Origin of the sequence: Noviherbaspirillum sp. (assembly GCF_035654295.1) — a bacterium.
GTDB lineage: Bacteria > Pseudomonadota > Gammaproteobacteria > Burkholderiales > Burkholderiaceae_D > Noviherbaspirillum.
The window spans coordinates 1-17,130 of the sequence record NZ_DASRXF010000221.1 but is presented as its reverse complement, the minus strand read 5'-3'; the positions used below and the strand labels follow the sequence as shown (position 1 = coordinate 17,130).

General features: G+C 63.6%; 18 protein-coding genes. 13 read left to right on the top strand and 5 right to left on the bottom strand.

Annotated elements, in window-relative coordinates:
- The first annotated feature begins 25 nt into the window (after window positions 1–25).
- The 3 genes from mrdA to VFF99_RS20650 all read left to right on the top strand — a co-directional run bounded on the left by mrdA (window position 26) and on the right by VFF99_RS20650 (window position 4,137).
- Complete coding sequence (mrdA, locus tag VFF99_RS20660) at window positions 26–1,924, top strand: penicillin-binding protein 2 (RefSeq protein ID WP_325020814.1); 1,899 nt, start codon at window positions 26–28, stop codon at window positions 1,922–1,924.
- Window positions 1,924–3,045, top strand: coding sequence for a rod shape-determining protein RodA (gene rodA, locus VFF99_RS20655; RefSeq protein ID WP_325020813.1), 1,122 nt, complete (start codon window positions 1,924–1,926; stop codon window positions 3,043–3,045). Before mrdA ends, rodA begins: the two co-directional genes overlap by 1 nt.
- A 63-nt stretch (window positions 3,046–3,108) precedes the next feature.
- Complete coding sequence (locus tag VFF99_RS20650; RefSeq protein WP_325020812.1) at window positions 3,109–4,137, top strand: septal ring lytic transglycosylase RlpA family protein; 1,029 nt, start codon at window positions 3,109–3,111, stop codon at window positions 4,135–4,137.
- 6 nt (window positions 4,138–4,143) lie between these two features.
- On the opposite strand, the gene rsmI is transcribed toward VFF99_RS20650, so the two are convergent.
- Window positions 4,144–5,010: a 16S rRNA (cytidine(1402)-2'-O)-methyltransferase gene (rsmI, locus tag VFF99_RS20645; protein WP_414691566.1), complete on the bottom strand. Its 867-nt coding sequence runs from the start codon at window positions 5,008–5,010 to the stop codon at window positions 4,144–4,146.
- 53 nt (window positions 5,011–5,063) lie between these two features.
- Between rsmI and VFF99_RS20640 the strand changes: the two genes are divergently transcribed.
- The 8 genes from VFF99_RS20640 to VFF99_RS20605 all read left to right on the top strand — a co-directional run bounded on the left by VFF99_RS20640 (window position 5,064) and on the right by VFF99_RS20605 (window position 11,670).
- Window positions 5,064–6,260, top strand: coding sequence for a penicillin-binding protein activator (locus VFF99_RS20640; protein ID WP_325020810.1), 1,197 nt, complete (start codon window positions 5,064–5,066; stop codon window positions 6,258–6,260).
- Window positions 6,260–6,634 (top strand): YraN family protein, encoded by a 375-nt coding sequence (locus VFF99_RS20635; protein ID WP_325020809.1) that lies wholly within the window; start codon window positions 6,260–6,262, stop codon window positions 6,632–6,634. Before VFF99_RS20640 ends, VFF99_RS20635 begins: the two co-directional genes overlap by 1 nt.
- Window positions 6,635–6,713: 79 nt before the next feature.
- Entirely contained in the window at window positions 6,714–7,307 is a 594-nt protein-coding gene (locus VFF99_RS20630; RefSeq protein WP_325020808.1) for a phosphoheptose isomerase, read from the top strand.
- Window positions 7,304–7,945, top strand: coding sequence for a BON domain-containing protein (locus tag VFF99_RS20625; RefSeq protein WP_325020807.1), 642 nt, complete (start codon window positions 7,304–7,306; stop codon window positions 7,943–7,945). Before VFF99_RS20630 ends, VFF99_RS20625 begins: the two co-directional genes overlap by 4 nt.
- Before the next feature lie 78 nt (window positions 7,946–8,023).
- Complete coding sequence (locus VFF99_RS20620; RefSeq protein ID WP_325020806.1) at window positions 8,024–8,614, top strand: LemA family protein; 591 nt, start codon at window positions 8,024–8,026, stop codon at window positions 8,612–8,614.
- A gap of 109 nt (window positions 8,615–8,723) precedes the next feature.
- Window positions 8,724–10,652, top strand: a complete 1,929-nt coding sequence (locus VFF99_RS20615) for a M48 family metallopeptidase (protein ID WP_325020805.1) — start codon at window positions 8,724–8,726, stop codon at window positions 10,650–10,652.
- Window positions 10,645–11,076, top strand: coding sequence for a DsrE family protein (locus VFF99_RS20610; RefSeq protein WP_325020804.1), 432 nt, complete (start codon window positions 10,645–10,647; stop codon window positions 11,074–11,076). The genes VFF99_RS20615 and VFF99_RS20610 overlap by 8 nt, the downstream gene beginning before the upstream one ends.
- A gap of 66 nt (window positions 11,077–11,142) precedes the next feature.
- Complete coding sequence (locus VFF99_RS20605) at window positions 11,143–11,670, top strand: TlpA disulfide reductase family protein (RefSeq protein ID WP_325020803.1); 528 nt, start codon at window positions 11,143–11,145, stop codon at window positions 11,668–11,670.
- A 67-nt stretch (window positions 11,671–11,737) separates the two neighbouring features.
- Here the strand turns inward: VFF99_RS20605 and VFF99_RS20600 are convergent, their stop codons facing one another.
- From VFF99_RS20600 to VFF99_RS20585, 4 genes are all read right to left on the bottom strand, one after another.
- Window positions 11,738–12,379, bottom strand: a complete 642-nt coding sequence (locus VFF99_RS20600; protein ID WP_325020802.1) for a phosphatase PAP2 family protein — start codon at window positions 12,377–12,379, stop codon at window positions 11,738–11,740.
- A 277-nt stretch (window positions 12,380–12,656) separates the two neighbouring features.
- The gene (lipA, locus tag VFF99_RS20595; RefSeq protein ID WP_325020801.1) at window positions 12,657–13,640 is read right to left on the bottom strand and encodes a lipoyl synthase; all 984 of its coding nucleotides are present in this window, start codon (window positions 13,638–13,640) and stop codon (window positions 12,657–12,659) included.
- A 48-nt stretch (window positions 13,641–13,688) separates the two neighbouring features.
- Entirely contained in the window at window positions 13,689–14,327 is a 639-nt protein-coding gene (lipB, locus tag VFF99_RS20590) for a lipoyl(octanoyl) transferase LipB (RefSeq protein ID WP_325020800.1), read from the bottom strand.
- A 9-nt stretch (window positions 14,328–14,336) separates the two neighbouring features.
- Window positions 14,337–15,182, bottom strand: coding sequence for a helix-turn-helix transcriptional regulator (locus VFF99_RS20585; protein WP_325020799.1), 846 nt, complete (start codon window positions 15,180–15,182; stop codon window positions 14,337–14,339).
- Window positions 15,183–15,468: 286 nt separating this feature from the next.
- Between VFF99_RS20585 and VFF99_RS20580 the strand changes: the two genes are divergently transcribed.
- On the top strand, window positions 15,469–16,014 hold the full coding sequence (locus VFF99_RS20580; protein WP_325020798.1) for an Rrf2 family transcriptional regulator: 546 nt from the start codon (window positions 15,469–15,471) through the stop codon (window positions 16,012–16,014).
- A gap of 47 nt (window positions 16,015–16,061) precedes the next feature.
- A partial coding sequence (locus VFF99_RS20575; protein ID WP_325020797.1) for a branched-chain amino acid ABC transporter substrate-binding protein occupies window positions 16,062–17,130 on the top strand: 1,069 nt, incomplete at its 3' end.

Sequence of the window (17,130 nt, the reverse complement as noted above, 5' to 3'; positions counted from 1 at the left end):
CGTTTAGTACCCGACGTGAACCCGCATGACCGAGTTTAAGAATACAGAACAGGAACTGCATTTCTTCCGCCTCCGCCTCTCGGTGGTGGCGGTGTTCGTGTTCATCTGTTTCGGCCTGCTGTGTGCGCGTTTCCTCTGGCTGCAGGTGTTCAAGCACAGCGATTACATGAGCCAGGCGGAGGACAACCGCATCTCGGTCGTGCCTGTGGTGCCGAACCGCGGCCTGATCCTCGATCGCAACGGTGTGGTCCTGGCGCGCAACTTCTCTGCGTACACGCTGGAGATCACCCCATCCAAGATCGCCGATACCCTGGACGGCGTGATCGAGGAGCTGTCGACGGTCGTCGACATCCAGCCCAAGGACCGCCGCCGTTTCCGCCGCCTGCTGGAAGAAGCCAAGAATTTCGAAAGCGTACCCATCCGCACCCGCCTTACCGACGAGGAAGTGGCCCGCTTCACCGCGCAGCGCTACCGTTTCCCGGGCGTCGAGATCCAGGCCCGCCTGTTCCGCCAGTATCCGCTCGGCGAAACCGCTTCGCACGTGATCGGCTACATCGGCCGCATCAGCCAGCGCGACGCCAAGCGCATCGAGGAAATGGAAGATCCGGCCAACTATGCCGGCACCGACTACATCGGCAAGGAAGGGCTGGAGAAGAAGTACGAGGCCATCCTGCACGGCAAGACCGGTTACGAAGAAGTCGAAGTGACGGCGGGCGGCCGCGCGGTGCGCACGCTTTCGCGCACCGCCGCCACTCCGGGGCAGAACCTGATCCTGTCGATCGACATCGAGCTGCAGAAGATCGTCGAGGAAGCCTTCGGCGACCGCCGCGGGGCGCTGGTGGCGATCGAGCCTTCCACCGGCGACATCCTGGCCTATGTGTCGAAGCCGACCTTCGACCCGAATCTCTTCGTCGAAGGCATCGATGCGCAGAGCTGGGAAGAGCTGAACACCTCGATCGACCGGCCGCTGCTCAACCGTCCCCTCATCGGCACCTATCCGCCCGGCTCCACCTTCAAGCCCTACATGGCGCTGGCGGCGCTGGAGACGGGCAAGCGCACGCCCAACCAGGCCATTGCCGACCCCGGCTTCTTCTGGTTCGGCAGCCACCGCTTCCGCGACGACAAGGTCGGCGGCCACGGCATGGTCGACATGTACAAGTCCATCGTCGTGTCCTGCAATACCTACTACTACATGCTGGCCAACGATCTCGGGATCGATACCATCCATGACTTCATGAAACCGTTCGGCTTCGGCCAGTACACCGGCATCGACCTCGAAAACGAGCGCAACGGCGTGCTGCCGTCGACGACCTGGAAGCGCAATGCCTACAAGAAGCCGGAGCACAAGAAGTGGTACGCGGGCGAGACCGTGTCGGTCGGTATCGGCCAGGGTTATAACGCCTTCACACCGCTGCAGATGGCACACGCCATGGCAAACCTCGCTAACGACGGCGTGGTGATGCGTCCGCACCTGGTCAAGACCATCGAGGATGGTGTGACGAAGGAGCGCACGCTGACCGTGCCGAAGGAAAGCTATCGCATTCCGCTCAAGCAGGACAACATCAACTTCGTCAAGAATGCGATGGCGGGCGTGGTGAAGGAGGGTACCTCCTCGCGCGCCTTTGCCAAGGCCGAGTACGTTTCCGCCGGCAAGACCGGTACCGCGCAGGCCATCGGTCTGGGCCGCAATGAAAAATACGACGCGAAGAAGATGCCCGAACGCCATCGCGACCACTCGCTCTACGTTTCTTTCGCGCCGGTGGACAAGCCGCGCATCGCGCTGGCCGTGATCGTCGAGAACGGCGGTTTCGGCGCGGCCGCCGCCGCGCCGATCGCGCGTCTCGCACTTGACTATTACCTGCTCGGCAAGCGTCCGGAATCGAAGGAAACGGCGGCGCAACCGATCGAGGTGGAGGGAGACTGATGGCGACCGTTGGCCTGGGTGAAAAGCGCGCGATCTGGCCCACCCTCAAACCCTATTTCACCGTGTTCGACTGGCAGCTGACGATCATCGTCGGCCTGGTCTTCCTGAGCAGCACCATCACGATGGTATCGGCCGGCATCGACTTCCCGGGCCGCCTGGAGGACCACCTGCGCAACATCGCGCTGTCCGTGCTCATCATGTGGATCACGGCCAATGTCTCGCCGCAGACGCTGATGCGCCTGGCGGTGCCGATCTATGTCGTGGGTGTGGCGCTGCTGGTCGGCGTCGAACTGTTCGGCATCATCAAGAAGGGCGCGCAGCGCTGGATCAATGTCGGCATCGTCATCCAGCCGTCCGAGATCATGAAAATCGCCACGCCGCTGATGCTCGCATGGTGGTTCCAGAAGCGGGAGAGCGTGATCCGCATCCCCGAATTCATCATCGCCGCCATGCTGCTCATGGTGCCGGTCGCGCTCATCATGAAGCAGCCCGACCTCGGCACGGCGCTGCTCGTCATGGCTTCCGGTTTCTACGTGATCTTCCTTGCCGGCCTGCCGTGGAAGATCATCATCGGGCTGGCGCTCGCCGGCGCGGCCTTCCTGCCGATCGGGTGGTCGATGATGCACGACTACCAGCGCCAGCGCGTCATGACCCTGATCGACCCGACCTCCGATCCCCTCGGCAAGGGCTTCCATATCATCCAGTCGATGATCGCGATCGGCTCCGGCGGCATGATGGGCAAGGGTTGGCTGAACGGCACGCAGGGCCACCTGCAGTTCATCCCCGAGCGCACCACCGACTTCATCTTCGCCGTTTATTCGGAAGAGTTCGGCCTGGTCGGTAATATCGTGCTGCTCGTCCTGTACCTGATGCTGATCGGCCGCGGCCTGTTTATCGCAGCGAACGCACCGACCCTGTTCAGCCGCCTGCTGGCCGGCGCGCTGACGCTGATGTTCTTCACCTATGCCTTCGTGAACATGGGCATGGTGAGCGGCATCCTGCCCGTGGTCGGCGTGCCTCTGCCGTTCATGAGCTACGGGGGCACGGCGTTCGTCACGCTCGGCCTCGGCATCGGCATCCTGATGAGCATCCAGCGGCACCGCAAGCTGGTGCAGACCTGATGCCCCCGGCCGTGCCCGTACAAGGCACGGCCTGTCTCGACAAAAACGAAGAAGGATAACGAGATGTCACTGCCCTTGCGTCACCGCATCCTGCACGCCTGTCAATTGCTCGCCGCCGCCGTGCCGCTCATCCTGGCCGGCTGCAGCAGCGTGCCCCTGCCGTCCCCCTCCACCGACTCGCCGGCGCGTACGACGCAAGCCAAGCCGTCCTCCAGCCTGCCTGCGCTGCCGCCCGCCGGCTCCGGCCGCGGGGGGTACTACAAGGACGACGGACCGGGCGACGCACCGCCCGAGGGCCTGATGGACGTGCCGGATGCCGAACCGCGGATCGAGCCGTATTCCACGCGTGCCAACCGTCCCTATACGGTGTTCGGCAAGAGCTACACGCCCGTGACCGACGAAAAGCCGTTCAAGCAGCGCGGCATCGGCAGCTGGTACGGCCGGAAGTTCCATGGTCAGAAAACCTCTTCCGGCGAGCCGTACGACATGTACAAGATGACGGCCGCACATCCCACCTTGCCGATTCCTTCCTACGCGCGCGTCACCAACCTGTCCAACGGCAAGCAGGTCGTGGTCAGGATCAATGACCGCGGCCCCTTCCATTCGGGACGCATCATCGACCTGTCGTACACCGCGGCGCTCAAGCTGGGTTATCTCGGCAGGGGCAGCAGTGAACTGGAGGTCGAGCGCATCCTGCACGATGACATCGGCCGCATGGCCAAGGGGCCGGCGGAGCAGGCTGCAACGCCGGAAGTCGTTGCCATGCCGGTCAATCTCGGCGGTCCTGAAGCGCCGCGGGTGCTGGAGACGCAGGCCGCTTCCGCGCCGGCCGTGGTGGCGTCGCCGCCGGCGGTATCGGGACAGGGGTATTACCTGCAGATCGGGGCATATTCGCAGGCGGCGAATGCGGAGGCGGCACGCCAGCGCCTGGAAAAAATACCGGGCCTCTCGCTGCGGCCGATGGAAGTCGTGGAGTACGGCATGTACTTTCGCGTCTACAGCGGCCCGTTTGCCACGAGGGCGGAAGCCGATGCCGCTGCACGGCAGCTGCAGGAAGGCGGTCTGGGCAAGGCGATGATCGTGCAGCGCTGAGCGCGGTCAGCCGCCGCCCTTGATCTCGAGCGCGCGCTCGTACAGCGCGTTCTTCTTCTTTCCGGTGATTTTTGCCGCGAGCGCCGCGGCCTGCTTCAACGGGCACTCTTCAAGCAGGATGGCGAGGATGCGTTCCGCCTCCGCGTCGTCGCCTTCCGCCGCGGGCGGCGCACCTTCCACAAGGACCACGAACTCGCCTTTCTGCCGGTTCGCGTCCGCCTCCAGCCAGGCACGCGCCTCGGCCAGCGTGCAGCGATGCACTTCCTCGAACAGCTTCGTCAGTTCGCGCGCAAAGACGACCTGCCGTCCCGCTTCAAGGGTCGCGCTCAACGCGTCCGTCATCTCGAGGATGCGGTGCGGTGCTTCATAGAAAACGAGCGTTGCTGCCACCGGCTTCAGCGCCATCAATGCCGCTTCGCGCTGCTTCGCCTTGGCGGGCAGGAATCCGGCGAACAGGAAGCGGTCGCCGATGAGTCCGCTTGCCGAGAGCGCACTCACCGCCGCCGAGGCGCCCGGCAGGGGTGTCACGCGCAGGCCGGCCGCGCGTACGGCATCGACGATGCGCGCGCCGGGATCGGACACCGCCGGCGTGCCTGCATCCGAGACCAGCGCGATGCGCTGCCCCGCCCGCAAGCGCTCGACAAGCTTCTCCGCCGCTTCGCGCTCGTTGTGTTCATGGGCGGCAATCAGTTCCTTGTGCAAACCATAGCGTTGCAGGAGTTGCGCGGTGTTGCGCGTATCCTCGCAGGCCACCGCATCGGCAAGGGCAAGCACATTGACCGCCCGCAACGTGATATCCCCTGCATTCCCGATGGGAGTGGCCACCACATATAATGTCGACGGCGGATATACCTGATGAGCAACGTCCTGCATGATGGAATCGAGGGACGGTGCGCTGGACGTTGAATGTGGCATGAGGAGAAGTGATGTCGGGCCAATGGGCAATACGGGTGGTGATGAGCTTGGTGCTGAGCGGATTGTGCCTGCCGGCGAGCGCAAATACAACGGGCCCGACCGGCACGAGCAGTGCGACTGGCACGACCGGCACAGCCGACAGCGGGGTTGTCATCGGGCCGGTGGACCTGTCCACGACGGAAAAGCGGGTGAGTATTGCGCTGGTGCTGCCCCTGCGCTCGGAAATCCTGCGCCAGCCCGCGGAAGTGCTCCGTGCCGGCTTCCAGGCCGCGTACGAGCGCGAACGCGACGGCATCACGGTCAATATCGTCGAGACCGGCGACTCGGCCCAGGACATCCTCTCCGGCTACAAGGCGGCAAGCGCGCTGAACGATGTCGTCGTCGGCCCCTTGTCGCGCAGCGGCGTGACGGCCGTGGTCCAGAACGATGCGGTCACGAGGCCGACGATTGCGCTCACGCCTCCGGACACCGAAAGCGGCGACGTCAAGCTGCCGCCCCAGCTATTGGTGATCGGCCTGTCGATCGAAGACGAGGCGCGGCAGGTCGCCGACTGGGCGGTCAATGACATTCGCAAGGGCAAGGCGCTGGTCCTGTACTCGCCGACGGCATGGCAGCGCCGCGCCGCGAAGGCCTTCGAGGCGCACTGGCAGCAGCGCGGCCGCGAGTCGGAACTGGTGGAGCTGCCTGCGAACGACGGTTTCCTGAACGGCCGCAATCTGCTGCAATTGAAGAAGCAGGTCGAGACCGAGCCGCCGGCCATGATCTTTCTCGCGCTCGACGCGCGCCAGGCACGCCAGGTGCGCGCGGTGATGGGCAAGGATATCGCCATGTACGGCACCTCGCAGCTCAATCCCACCGCCCTGACCGACCGTATCGTCGCGGAACGGGCAAGTGAAATGGACGGCACGCGCCTGCTGGACATCCCCTGGCAACTGCTGGCCGACCATCCTGCGGTCATGTCCTATCCGCGGCTCGTGGTCGAGGCCGACCAGAAGCGCAATGCCGATCACGAGCGCCTGTACGCGCTGGGCATCGACGCCTACCGCATCGCCCGCGAGGTCGCCGACGGGCGCACCACCGTCGAGCTCGACGGTGTGACCGGCCGGCTCAAGGCGCAATTCACACCGATGCAGGCGCGCTTCGAGCGCGTCACGCAGCAGGCGGTGTACCGCGAAGGCAGCGTCGTGAGCGCGGCGGAAGCGCGCTGATGGGCATTGCCGACGCGCTGTCGCGCCGGCGCACGCCGAAGCAGGTCGAGGGTGACGCGGGAGAAGAGCTGGCGCTGCGTTTCCTGCTGCAACAGGGACTGGTGCTGGTGGAGCGCAACTTCCGCTGCAAGGGCGGTGAAATCGACCTCGTCATGCGGGACGGACGCAGCCTTGTCTTCGTGGAAGTGCGCAAGCGCGCTGCAAGCGGATATGGCGGCGCCGCGGCCAGCGTGACTGCACGCAAGCAGGCCCGCCTGATCGTTGCCGCGCAGACCTTCCTCCAGCGATACACAATGCCACCTGCATGCCGCTTCGATGTCATAGCCATCGATGGCACCGGGCTGGAATGGCTCAAGAACGCAATCGAGGCCTGATAGCGTTCCTGCAATACCGCCCGGCATTTTGTTTCCCCACGGCGTGCCTGCTGCGCGCCTGCACTATAATCCCCAGACTATGACAAACCACCGCATCCAGGCGCACTTCCAGGAAAGTGCCGAACTGAAAATCAAGTCCGCCACGCTGCTGGCGCAACCGATTGCACAAGCTGTGGAACTTATGTTTACAGCATTGTCTAACGGCAACAAGATCCTTGCTTGCGGGAATGGCGGTTCGGCTGCCGACTGCCAGCACTTTGCTGCCGAGCTGGTCGGACGCTTCGAACGCGAACGCCTGCCGCTGCCGGCAATGGCGCTGACCACCGACACCTCGATCCTGACTGCCGTCGGCAACGACTACAGTTTCCAGGACGTGTTCGCCAAGCAAGTGCAGGCTTTCGGCCAGGCGGGCGACATCCTGCTGGCGCTGTCGACGTCGGGCAATTCCGGCAACGTCCTGGCGGCGGTCGAAGCGGCGCTCGAGCGCGACATGCGGGTCGTGGCGCTCACCGGCAAGGGCGGCGGCACGATCGGCAAGCGACTGACCGATGCCGACGTGCACATCTGCGTGCCGCACGACCGCACGGCAAGGATCCAGGAAGTGCACTTGTTGACCATACATTGTTTATGCGACGGCATCGACGTCGCGTTATTTGGGGAGGAAGCTGAATGATTAAATGGACGCGCTTGAAACGTCCTGTTGCAATGGCCGTCCTGTGCGGCGCGGCAGTGACCGCGCTGCAGGGCTGCGTCGAGATGGCGGTCGGCAGCGCCGTCGTCGGCACGCTGGCCGCCACCGACCGCCGCACCTTCGGCGCCCAGACCGAGGACAAGGCGATCCTGTTCAAGGGCGAAACCCGCGTTCCGCGCATCGTGGGCGACGCCGGCCATGTGAACGTCACCAGTTTCAACCGCAAGGTCCTGCTCACCGGTGAAGTACGCGACGAAGCGATGAAGGCCGCGGTCGAGCGCGAGGTCGCCGCCATCGAGGGCGTGCAGTCCATCGTGAACGATCTCGAAGTGGGGATGATATCGAGCTTCAGCTCCCGCTCGAACGATTCGCTGATCACCGGCATGGTGAAGGCCGCCTTCGTGGATGCCAAGGACCTGTATGCCAATTCGATCAAGGTCGTCACCGAGCGCGGCACCGTCTACCTGATGGGGCGCGTGACGCAGCGCGAAGGCAATCTCGCCGGCGACGTGGCGCGCGGGGTGAGCGGCGTGAAGAAGGTCGTCAAGGTCTTCGAATACATTTCCGAGGACGAGCTGCGGCAGATGACGCGGACTTCGGACGACACCGCCAAAAAGTAAGTTCCGGCCAAGACCGGATGCTATAGTAGGCCGCAAATCGATTTGTATTTGCGGCCTATTTTCTTTTCAGGGGGAAGCATGACCGGATTGATCGTCCTGACCGCAGTCGTCCTCGTCGTCCTGTTCTGGGGCGTCGGCGCATACAACAGGCTGGTGAGCCTGCAGAATCAGGTCAAGAACGCGTTCTCGCAGATCGACGTGCAGCTCAAGCGCCGCTACGACCTCATTCCCAACCTCGTGGAAACGGCCAAGGGCTACATGAAGCACGAGCGGGAAACGCTGGAAGCGGTCATCGCCGCGCGCAACCAGGCCGTCAACGCCAATGCGAAGGCAGCGGCCGATCCCGGCGATACAGCCGCGATGCGGCAAATGGCATCCGCCGAGGGAATGCTGTCGGCCACGCTGGGCAAGATGTTCGCGCTGTCGGAGTCTTATCCCGAACTCAAGGCCAACGAGAACATGATGCAGCTGACCGAGGAGCTGACCAGCACCGAGAACCGCATCGCCTTCGCGCGCCAGGCCTACAACGACGGGGTGATGCAGTACAACACCTCGCGCGAGCAGTTCCCCGGCTCCATCATCGCCGGGGTGTTTGCGTTCAAGCCGGCCGAACTGCTGCAGTCGACGGAGTCGCCGGAAGAGCGCAAGCCGGTGAAAGTGAGCTTCTGAAACCAATGCGCGCAGCGCATCCGTTCTCACCTTCGCCCTCGCAGGGGCAAGGCCGGGATGGGGGTGTGAAGCCGAGCTATAGCATGCGCGTGCAAAGCACCACGACCAGATGAACTTCTTCCAGCACCAGGAACACGCACGCCGCCAGTCGCGCACGCTCGTCATCCTGTTCGTGCTTGCGGTGATCGCCATTGTCGCGGCGGTCAACGCCGCCGCGGCCCTGGCCTGGAGCTGGACCACCACCGGCGCCGTGTTCGGCATCCGCGATTACCCGCGCGGCTTCTTCCTCACCAACACGCTGATCACGCTGGCGCTGATCGGCGGCGGCACGCTGATCGAAATGTTCAATCTGCGCGAGGGCGGCGAGGCCGTGGCGCGCATGGCCGGCGGACGCCCTGTTTCGCCCGCGACGACCGACCTGCAGGAACGCCGCCTGCTGAACGTGGTCGAGGAAATGGCGATCGCCTCCGGCATTGCCTGTCCGCGCGTCTACCTGCTCGACAAGGAGGCGTCCATCAATGCCTTCGTCGCCGGATACAACCAGGATGAAGCGGTGGTCGCGGTGACGAAGGGCACGCTGACGCGCCTGACGCGCGACGAGCTGCAGGGTGTGATCGCGCATGAGTTCAGCCATATCCTCAACGGCGACATGCGCCTGAACATCCGCCTGATCGGTTTGCTGTTCGGCATCCAGATGATCGCCGGCTTCGGCCAGCACCTGATCGACTTCGGTTCGCATTCATGGAGCACGCGCGAGCGCAGCGACAAGCGGCCGTCGCTGCGGCTGGCACTGTTCCTGACCGGAATCGCGCTGCTGGTCATCGGCTATATCGGCGTCTTCTTCGGGCGCCTGATCAAGGCCGCGGTGTCACGGCAGCGCGAGTTCCTCGCCGACGCCAGCGCAGTGCAGTTCACGCGCAATGCGGATGGCATCGGCGCCGCCCTGCGCAAGATTGCCGGGCTGGGCACGCGGATCGAGCATCCGAACGCCGAGCAGCTGTCCCACCTTTTCCTCGGCGCGCCCAAGCCGGGGCTGGCAGCCGGTCTGCTGGCGACGCACCCGCCCATTGAGGAGCGCTTGCTGCGCATCTACGGCCGGCCGGTAGAGCCGCTCGATGCCGTCGAGGATGCCGGCCGGTACGGCGAGCCGCCGCCCGCCTTGCCGGACATCCCCTACATCGCCGCCGGCTTCAGCGAGCCGCAGGGGCACTGGGTAACGGCCGCGGAGCCGGCGGGGCGGCATGCGCTGCCGGCCGATATCGACCACGCCTTGCGCGATGGGCAGGGCGCGCTGGCGCTCGTGCATGCCCTTCTCGTCGACAGCGCGCAGGAGAGGGGGATGCAGATCGCGCTGCTCGAGCGCGCCGATGTGCCGGACGCCGGGTTCGTCCTGTTCCTGTCCGCTGCTGCCGCGAAATTGCCGAAGAGTGCCCGCCTGCCGCTGCTCGACCTTGCCATGCCGACGCTGAAGCAGTTGCCGCAGAAGGAACGCGACGCGCTGCTGCGCTCGACCGACCGCCTCATCGCGGCCGACAACAAGCTGACGCTGGCGGAGTTCGTGTTGCAGACGGTGCTCGCGCGCCGGCTCGATGCCGGAGCCGGGCGTGCGACACCGGTCCGCTATGCGGGCCTGTCCGCCCTGCGCGGGGAATGCGTCCTCCTGCTTTCATTGGTCGCGCACGTCGCCGCATCCGTAACCGGTGCGCACGCGAAGGACCTGTTTGCACGCGGCGCGGCACAGCTGCCGGATCGCGTCATCGTGCCCGCCGAACTGGTGCCGGTAACTGCCATCCAATACGACAAGGCGCGTAGCGCATTGGACAAGGCGCATCAGATGGCGCCGCTGGCGAAACCGGCTCTGGTGAAGGCATTGCTGGGGGCGGCCGGGAAGGCGGAGCCCGTTTCTCCTATTCCTGCGACAATTGCGGATCTGCTGCGCGCCATGTGCGCGGCGATGGAAGTGCCCATACCTGCTGCCGTCGCAGCAACCTATACCGACTTTCACTGGAGCGATCCCTCGGATCAACTGTATGCGTAGAACTTTCCTGCAACTGCTTGCGCTCGCGATGCTCACCGGTCCCGCTCTGGGACCCGCCATGGCCGCCGAACCGGTCAAGGTGGTCTACCACCTCACCGAAGGTCTCGATCAGGCCTCGCGCGCCATGTCCAATATCCGCAACCATCTGCGCGCCGAGCCGGAAACGAAGATCGTGGTGGTCGCCAACGGCGACGGCATCAAGTTCCTGCTTGCCGGCGCCGCCGAGCGCAACGGACGGCCGTTCGATGCAGCGGTTGCCGCACTTGCCGGGCAGGGGGTGGATTTCCGCCTGTGCAGCAATACGCTCACCGCGCACGACATCCAGGTATCGCGGGTATTGCCCGGCGTAAAACTCGTCACCTCGGGTGTTGCCGAGGTCGCCCGGCTGCAGGCGCGAGAAGGCTACGCTTACCTGCGGCCCTGACCTGCAGCCCGGGGGCCCTGGGCATATAATGGCAGGTGATCCAAGCACCCGACCCTCCCGGAAGCCATGCAACCCCAAACCATTTCCTCTGCCGGCAAGCGCAAGTTCCTGATCGGGCTCGGCGCCATCGCGGTTGCCGCGGTCGCGGCGCTCGGCTATGTGTCGCTGTCCTCTGCGAAGCCCGCGCCCGATGTCACTTTTACCAGCATCACCGGCGACAAGGTGAGCATGCAAAGCCTTCGCGGAAAGGTCGTCATGGTCAATTTCTGGGCGACCAGTTGCACCACCTGCATCAAGGAAATGCCGGCGATGGTGCAGACGTATAACAAATACAAGGACAAGGGCCTCGACTTCGTCGCGGTGGCGATGAGCTACGATCCGCCGAACTACGTGCTCAATTACGCGCAGACGCGCAACCTGCCCTTCAAGGTCGCGCTCGATACGCAGGGCGATGTAGCAAAGTCCTTCGACGACGTGAAGCTGACGCCGACCACCTATGTGATCGACAAGCAGGGAAGGATCATCAAGCGCTACGTCGGCGAGCCGGACTTTGCCGCCTTGCACCAGCTGCTGGAGAAGGAATTGGCCGCCTGACGAAAACGTATTGCCGCATCCATGAAAAAGCGCCCCGCGGGGCGCTTTTTTCATTTGCGGATTCCGCTCACGGCACTTCTTCCAATGGCCGGCGCTTCTCGGTCCGCCAGTCCGCACGGGGATACGGATGGTCATGGCCGGAAAAATACAGCGTCAGTTCGGTCAGCCATTGCTGCGTCGGCGCCGGATGCACATACGGCGCCGGCAGCAGGACCAGCAGGCTCAACACGATGCGCAGCGGCTTGAACACGTGCTTGCCCAGCGAACCGTGCGCGATGCGGATGAAGGTGAGGCTCATCGCCGCGCCGAGCAGCAGGCCGGCCACGACTTCCGACGTCGAATGCGTATACAGTGCGATGCGCGAGACCCCGATCATCGCAGCGCAGGCGAAACCGAACACGACACCGCCCGCGCGGATGATGAAGCGCGTGCGCTGCAGTATCAGGTAAAGGAGCACAGGCAGTACCGCGGCCGCGCGCATGGCGTGTCCGCTGAAGCCCGCGAAGTCGATCGCGCGGATGCCGATGCCCCAGCCGATGAAGGCCATTTTCGTGGCAATGACGATGCCCATGCCGCCGGCGAACAGAACGCTCCACCAGAAGGCGAGCCGCTTTTCGTCTTCAACGAACAGCCATCCGGCGATGGCTGCCGCCGCCAGCGAGGTGATCGTCACATCGCCGTAATGCGTGATATCCGTCCAGTCGATCATAGATGTTGATATGGCAAGTGCCCCCCCGATTAGTTCATGCAGATTTGTAACGGGGGTTTTCGACGCAGCAGGTCGAGACGGAAGCCCTGGAGCAGGCGATGGAGGCAGTAATCGGATTCAAGCGCAACGCTCGCGGCAAGGACAACAGGAAGCCCGTTCCGCAGCGCGGCGCGAGGGCCGGGCTGCGGGCAAGCTCATTGTCGGTTAACGAGCGAAGTGCTTCTTTACTTTTCTCAAAGGGCCGGAGCGGCTGTTGCGGGGATGCTGCGCAGGCGGGTCAAACCACACCGGCGCCATGCGCCTGCTGGTCGGCATGATAGGAACTGCGCACCATTGCGCCGACGGCGGCATGCGCAAAACCCATCTTGTACGCTTCTTCCTCGAACATCTTGAAGGTGTCGGGATGGACGTAGCGGCGCACCGGCAAATGGTCTCCGGACGGCATAAGATACTGGCCAATGGTAAGCATGGTGACGCCGTGCTCGCGCAGGTCGCGCATCACCTGCAGGATTTCCTCGTCGGTTTCCCCGAGGCCCACCATCAGGCCGGACTTGGTCGGCACCTCCGGGTGCAGTTCCTTGAAGCGTTTGAGCAGGCTCAAGGAGTAAGCGTAGTCGGAACCGGGGCGGGCTTCCTTGTACAGGCGCGGCACGGTTTCCAGGTTGTGGTTCATCACGTCCGGCGGCGCTGCCTTCAGGATTTCCAGCGCACGGTCCATGCGGCCGCGGAAATCCGGCGTGAGGATTTCAATCCGGGTATGCGGCGATTGCTCTCGCACCTTGCGGATGCACTCTGCGAAATGGCCGGCGCCTCCGTCGCGCAGGTCGTCGCGGTCGACCGAGGTGATCACGACGTACGAGAGCTTCATCTGGCCAATGGTCCTGGCCAGGTTTTCCGGCTCGTTGACGTCCAGCGGATCGGGACGGCCGTGGCCAACGTCGCAGAACGGGCAGCGGCGGGTGCACTTGTCCCCCATGATCATGAAGGTCGCGGTGCCCTTGCCGAAGCATTCGCCGATGTTCGGGCAGCTTGCCTCCTCGCACACCGTGACCAGCTTGTTGGCGCGCAGGATGTCCTTGATCTCGTAGAAGCGGGTCGAGGGCGACCCCGCCTTCACGCGGATCCAGTCGGGCTTGGGCAGCTTTTCAGCCGGAACGATCTTGATCGGGATGCGGGCAGTCTTGCCTGCGCCTTTCTGCTTCTCGCTCGGGTTGTAGGCAGGAGTGGCAGGAGGGGCGACGGGGTCTTTTTCAGTGGTCATGGTGCAGGTCATTTCCTCGCCCGCTGCTTCAACGGGCGAAAGGCGCAATCACGCCGTTAGTAATTCGCTCAGGTTGTTGGCCAGGGCCAGCTGCACCTCGCGCAGCGGCGCACTTGCGCCGACGCTTTTCATGTCCACCGTCGCCATGCCTGCATAGCCGCAGGGGTTGATCCAGGAGAACGGGGCGAGGTCCATCGCGACATTCAGCGAGACACCGTGGTAGGTGCATCCGCTGCCGCGGATCTTGAGGCCGAGGGCGGCGATTTTCGCGCCTTTCCAGGCGCCGTCGCTCATGTAAATGCCCGGTGCGCCCGGCTTGCGCTCGCCGTCAAGATTATACGCCCGCAAGGTATTTATGACCGATTGTTCGATTTTATTCACGAATTCCCGCGCATACAGCCGTGCGCCAGGCTTGCGCCGCAGGTCCATGAGCAGATAGATCACGACCTGGCCCGGGCCGTGGTAGGTCACTTCGCCGCCGCGATCGGTCTGGATGACCGGTATGCCGTGCGCGTCCAGCACATGGGACGGATCGGCGCCGAGGCCGAGCGTGAAGACCGGCGGATGCTCGACGATCCAGAGCTGGTCTTCGGAATCCGGCGTGCGCGCGTCGGTGTAGGCGCGCATGGCGGCAAAGCTGGCTTCATACGTCTCCAGGCCGCGGTCGATGATGGCGAGGGAATGCATGCCGCAAGTCTACAGAGGAATCGTGTAGAAGTGGTTCTGGTCCTTGTGCGGGGAATTGTCGATGACCTTGAGGATGGTGGGGTCGATCGCGTCTTCCTTCGGGTCGAACAGGCCGCACAGGCGCATCGCCTTGCGCACGTCGATGTTCCTGCCGAGGAATTCGAACACCACGCGCGCGCAGGCAATGGCGCGCTGGTTGCTCGACGAGACGCCGAGCATCAGCCCCGACAGGCGCGCCACCTTGTTCTTGTAGGTGGGGAACAGCACCGTCTGCGCGATTTCGTTGCCGGTGAGCGATTCATAGTCGACCAGGAAGATGCGGTCGTTCAGGTAAAAGGTGCCGCCCACGTACTTGCACTTGTAGGTCTCGTCGAGGTTCGCATGCTGGGGGAAGCGCTCCAGCCGCTCGTGGTACACCGCGCCTTCATGCGTGAAGATGTGGACCAGCCCGCGCAGCACTTTCCCGGGGGCGCTCATCGAGTGGTAATACTCGTAGTAGTAGCCGAGGTACTTGTCGAACTTGCCGGTGGTCTGGTGCTGCAGGCGGGCGATGTGGTCGGCATACACCGCGCGCTCGACGCGCTGCTTGGGCCGCACCTGCACGATCTGATGAAAGTGTTCGCGCGGCAGGTAGATTTCCGACGGCTCCACGCCGAAGAAATCGCAGATGCGCTCGAGCGTATGGCTCGACGGCTTGCTGGTGCCGTTCAGGTAGCGGTTGAACTGGGCACGGTTCAGGTTCAGCTTGCGGCAGACGTCCGCCACGGAGCGGTAGTAGCTGCAGAGCATGCGCAGATTGGCGGAGAACTCCCGTTGTGCGGGGTGGATCTTGCCGGTGTCGATCGATAGCGACATGGCGCTCCTTTTCCTTTTGGCAATGATTTGATGCTGGTTGACGCTATTTTAGCATCAAGCAGCATCAAGTGGCGTCACTTAGCGAAATGGTATTCGCCAGGGAATGTCCCTAAAGTTGCGTTCCTAGTTGTAGCCGCTTTTTCAATTACAAAACACGCAAGCGGCACGACGGGCAGGGACCGGATAACGACAAAAACAGGACCCCAAGCTGGCAAGACTGCATGAGTAGCGTCGGCCACAAACTGATTGCCTCTCATTGCGGTGCGACCTCACAAAGGAGACATTGATGGTTACCGTTGAAGACTGCATTCTCGGCAATAGCGCGTTACATGACCGCTTTTTCGCCACCACCGAAATCCTCGCACGACTCGTATCAAGCGCTCCGCGCGCCGTCGGCATGGCCCAGCTCGAAGAAGCGACCGGCCGCGCCGAAAAGGAGCTGGCCAAGCTGTGTCAGTCCCTGGCACGCGCCGGACTGCTGCGCCAGGATGCGCCCGGCAAATGGGCGCTGACCTGCGATCCCTCGCTCGTGACGCTGGAAGACGTGTTCCGCTGCGTGATGTCCGAGCAGCAGACGCGTTCGCGCAAGGCCTCTGCCGCCGGCCGGGCCCCCAGCGATGTCGACCTGCTCGTCATGCAGGCCATGATTGCGATTAATCAAAGCGTATTCAAGCATCTGCGCCAGTTCTCCCTCGACAGGTTGAAGATTAGCGCAGCCGGCATGTTCCCTTCGCCGCGCCGTGCACTGGGAGATCCGCGCATGGACGATGAATTCGATTTTGCGATTACCGGCCGCGAGGCCAGTTTTTCGCCTGTGCAGGTTCCTGCCTAGGCGCCTTTGAAGTACCTTCCTCTCTTTCTTCCCTTAGGAGACATGACATGCAGTTCAAGACAAAAATGATTCCGTTGGCTGGCGCAATCGCATTTGCCTTCGCAGGTGCGGCATCGGCACAGGAACAGGTCGTCAAGATCGGCCACGTGGGCCCGATCTCCGGCGCCATTGCACACCTGGGCAAGGACAATGAGAACGGCGCGCGCATGGCGATCGACGAACTCAACGCCAAGGGCGTGACCATCGGCGGCAAGAAGGTCAAGTTCGAACTGCTGGCCGAAGACGACGGCGCCGATCCGAAGCAAGGCACTGCAGCTGCACAGAAGCTGGTCGACGCCAAGGTCAACGGCGTGATCGGCCACCTGAACTCCGGCACCACCATCCCGGCTTCGAAGATCTACCACGATGCCGGCATCCCGCAGATCTCCCCGTCCGCGACCAACCCGAAGTACACGCAGCAGGGCTTCAAGTCCGCCTTCCGTGTCGTGGCCAACGACGGCCAGCTGGGCGGCACGCTGGGCCGTTACGCCGTGCAGATCAACAAGGCCAAGCGCATCGCCGTCATCGACGACCGCACCGCTTACGGCCAGGGCGTGGCTGAAGAGTTCATCAAGGGCGTCAAGTCCAAGGGCGGCGGTGCCGAGATCGTGGCGCAGCAGTACACCAACGACAAGGCTACCGACTTCAACGCGATTCTGACCGCCATCAAGTCCAAGAATCCGGACACCGTGTTCTTCGGCGGCATGGACGCCGTGGCCGGCCCGATGCTGCGCCAGATGAAGGCACTGGGCATCAACGCCAAGTTCATGGGCGGCGACGGCATCTGCTCCGAAGCGCTGGCCAAGCTGGCAGGCGACGCCCTGGGCGACGGCCAGGTGGTGTGCGCCGAGGCAGGTGGTGTGGAAGAAGCACAGAAGAAGGGCATGGACGAGTTCCGCGCCGCCTTCAAGAAGAAGTTCAACGCCGACGTGCAGATCTATGCACCGTACGTCTATGACGCGGTGATGGTGATGGTCGAAGCCATGAAGAAGGCCAACTCCGCCGAGCCGGCGAAGTACCTGCCGGAACTGGCGAAGATCAACTACAAGGGCGTGACCGGCAACATCGCCTTCGACA

Coding starts and splice junctions, on each gene's coding strand:
- VFF99_RS20650 (WP_325020812.1), top strand. CDS start 3,109: ATGTCACTGCCCTTGCGTCACCGCATCCTGCACGCCTGTCAATTGCTC.
- VFF99_RS20600 (WP_325020802.1), bottom strand. CDS start 12,379: ATGATCGACTGGACGGATATCACGCATTACGGCGATGTGACGATCACC.
- VFF99_RS20580 (WP_325020798.1), top strand. CDS start 15,469: ATGGTTACCGTTGAAGACTGCATTCTCGGCAATAGCGCGTTACATGAC.
- VFF99_RS20615 (WP_325020805.1), top strand. CDS start 8,724: ATGAACTTCTTCCAGCACCAGGAACACGCACGCCGCCAGTCGCGCACG.
- VFF99_RS20640 (WP_325020810.1), top strand. CDS start 5,064: ATGTCGGGCCAATGGGCAATACGGGTGGTGATGAGCTTGGTGCTGAGC.
- mrdA (WP_325020814.1), top strand. CDS start 26: ATGACCGAGTTTAAGAATACAGAACAGGAACTGCATTTCTTCCGCCTC.
- VFF99_RS20585 (WP_325020799.1), bottom strand. CDS start 15,182: ATGTCGCTATCGATCGACACCGGCAAGATCCACCCCGCACAACGGGAG.
- VFF99_RS20620 (WP_325020806.1), top strand. CDS start 8,024: ATGACCGGATTGATCGTCCTGACCGCAGTCGTCCTCGTCGTCCTGTTC.
- VFF99_RS20635 (WP_325020809.1), top strand. CDS start 6,260: ATGGGCATTGCCGACGCGCTGTCGCGCCGGCGCACGCCGAAGCAGGTC.
- VFF99_RS20605 (WP_325020803.1), top strand. CDS start 11,143: ATGCAACCCCAAACCATTTCCTCTGCCGGCAAGCGCAAGTTCCTGATC.
- lipB (WP_325020800.1), bottom strand. CDS start 14,327: ATGCATTCCCTCGCCATCATCGACCGCGGCCTGGAGACGTATGAAGCC.
- lipA (WP_325020801.1), bottom strand. CDS start 13,640: ATGACCACTGAAAAAGACCCCGTCGCCCCTCCTGCCACTCCTGCCTAC.
- VFF99_RS20610 (WP_325020804.1), top strand. CDS start 10,645: ATGCGTAGAACTTTCCTGCAACTGCTTGCGCTCGCGATGCTCACCGGT.
- rodA (WP_325020813.1), top strand. CDS start 1,924: ATGGCGACCGTTGGCCTGGGTGAAAAGCGCGCGATCTGGCCCACCCTC.
- rsmI (WP_414691566.1), bottom strand. CDS start 5,010: ATGCAGGACGTTGCTCATCAGGTATATCCGCCGTCGACATTATATGTG.
- VFF99_RS20625 (WP_325020807.1), top strand. CDS start 7,304: ATGATTAAATGGACGCGCTTGAAACGTCCTGTTGCAATGGCCGTCCTG.
- VFF99_RS20630 (WP_325020808.1), top strand. CDS start 6,714: ATGACAAACCACCGCATCCAGGCGCACTTCCAGGAAAGTGCCGAACTG.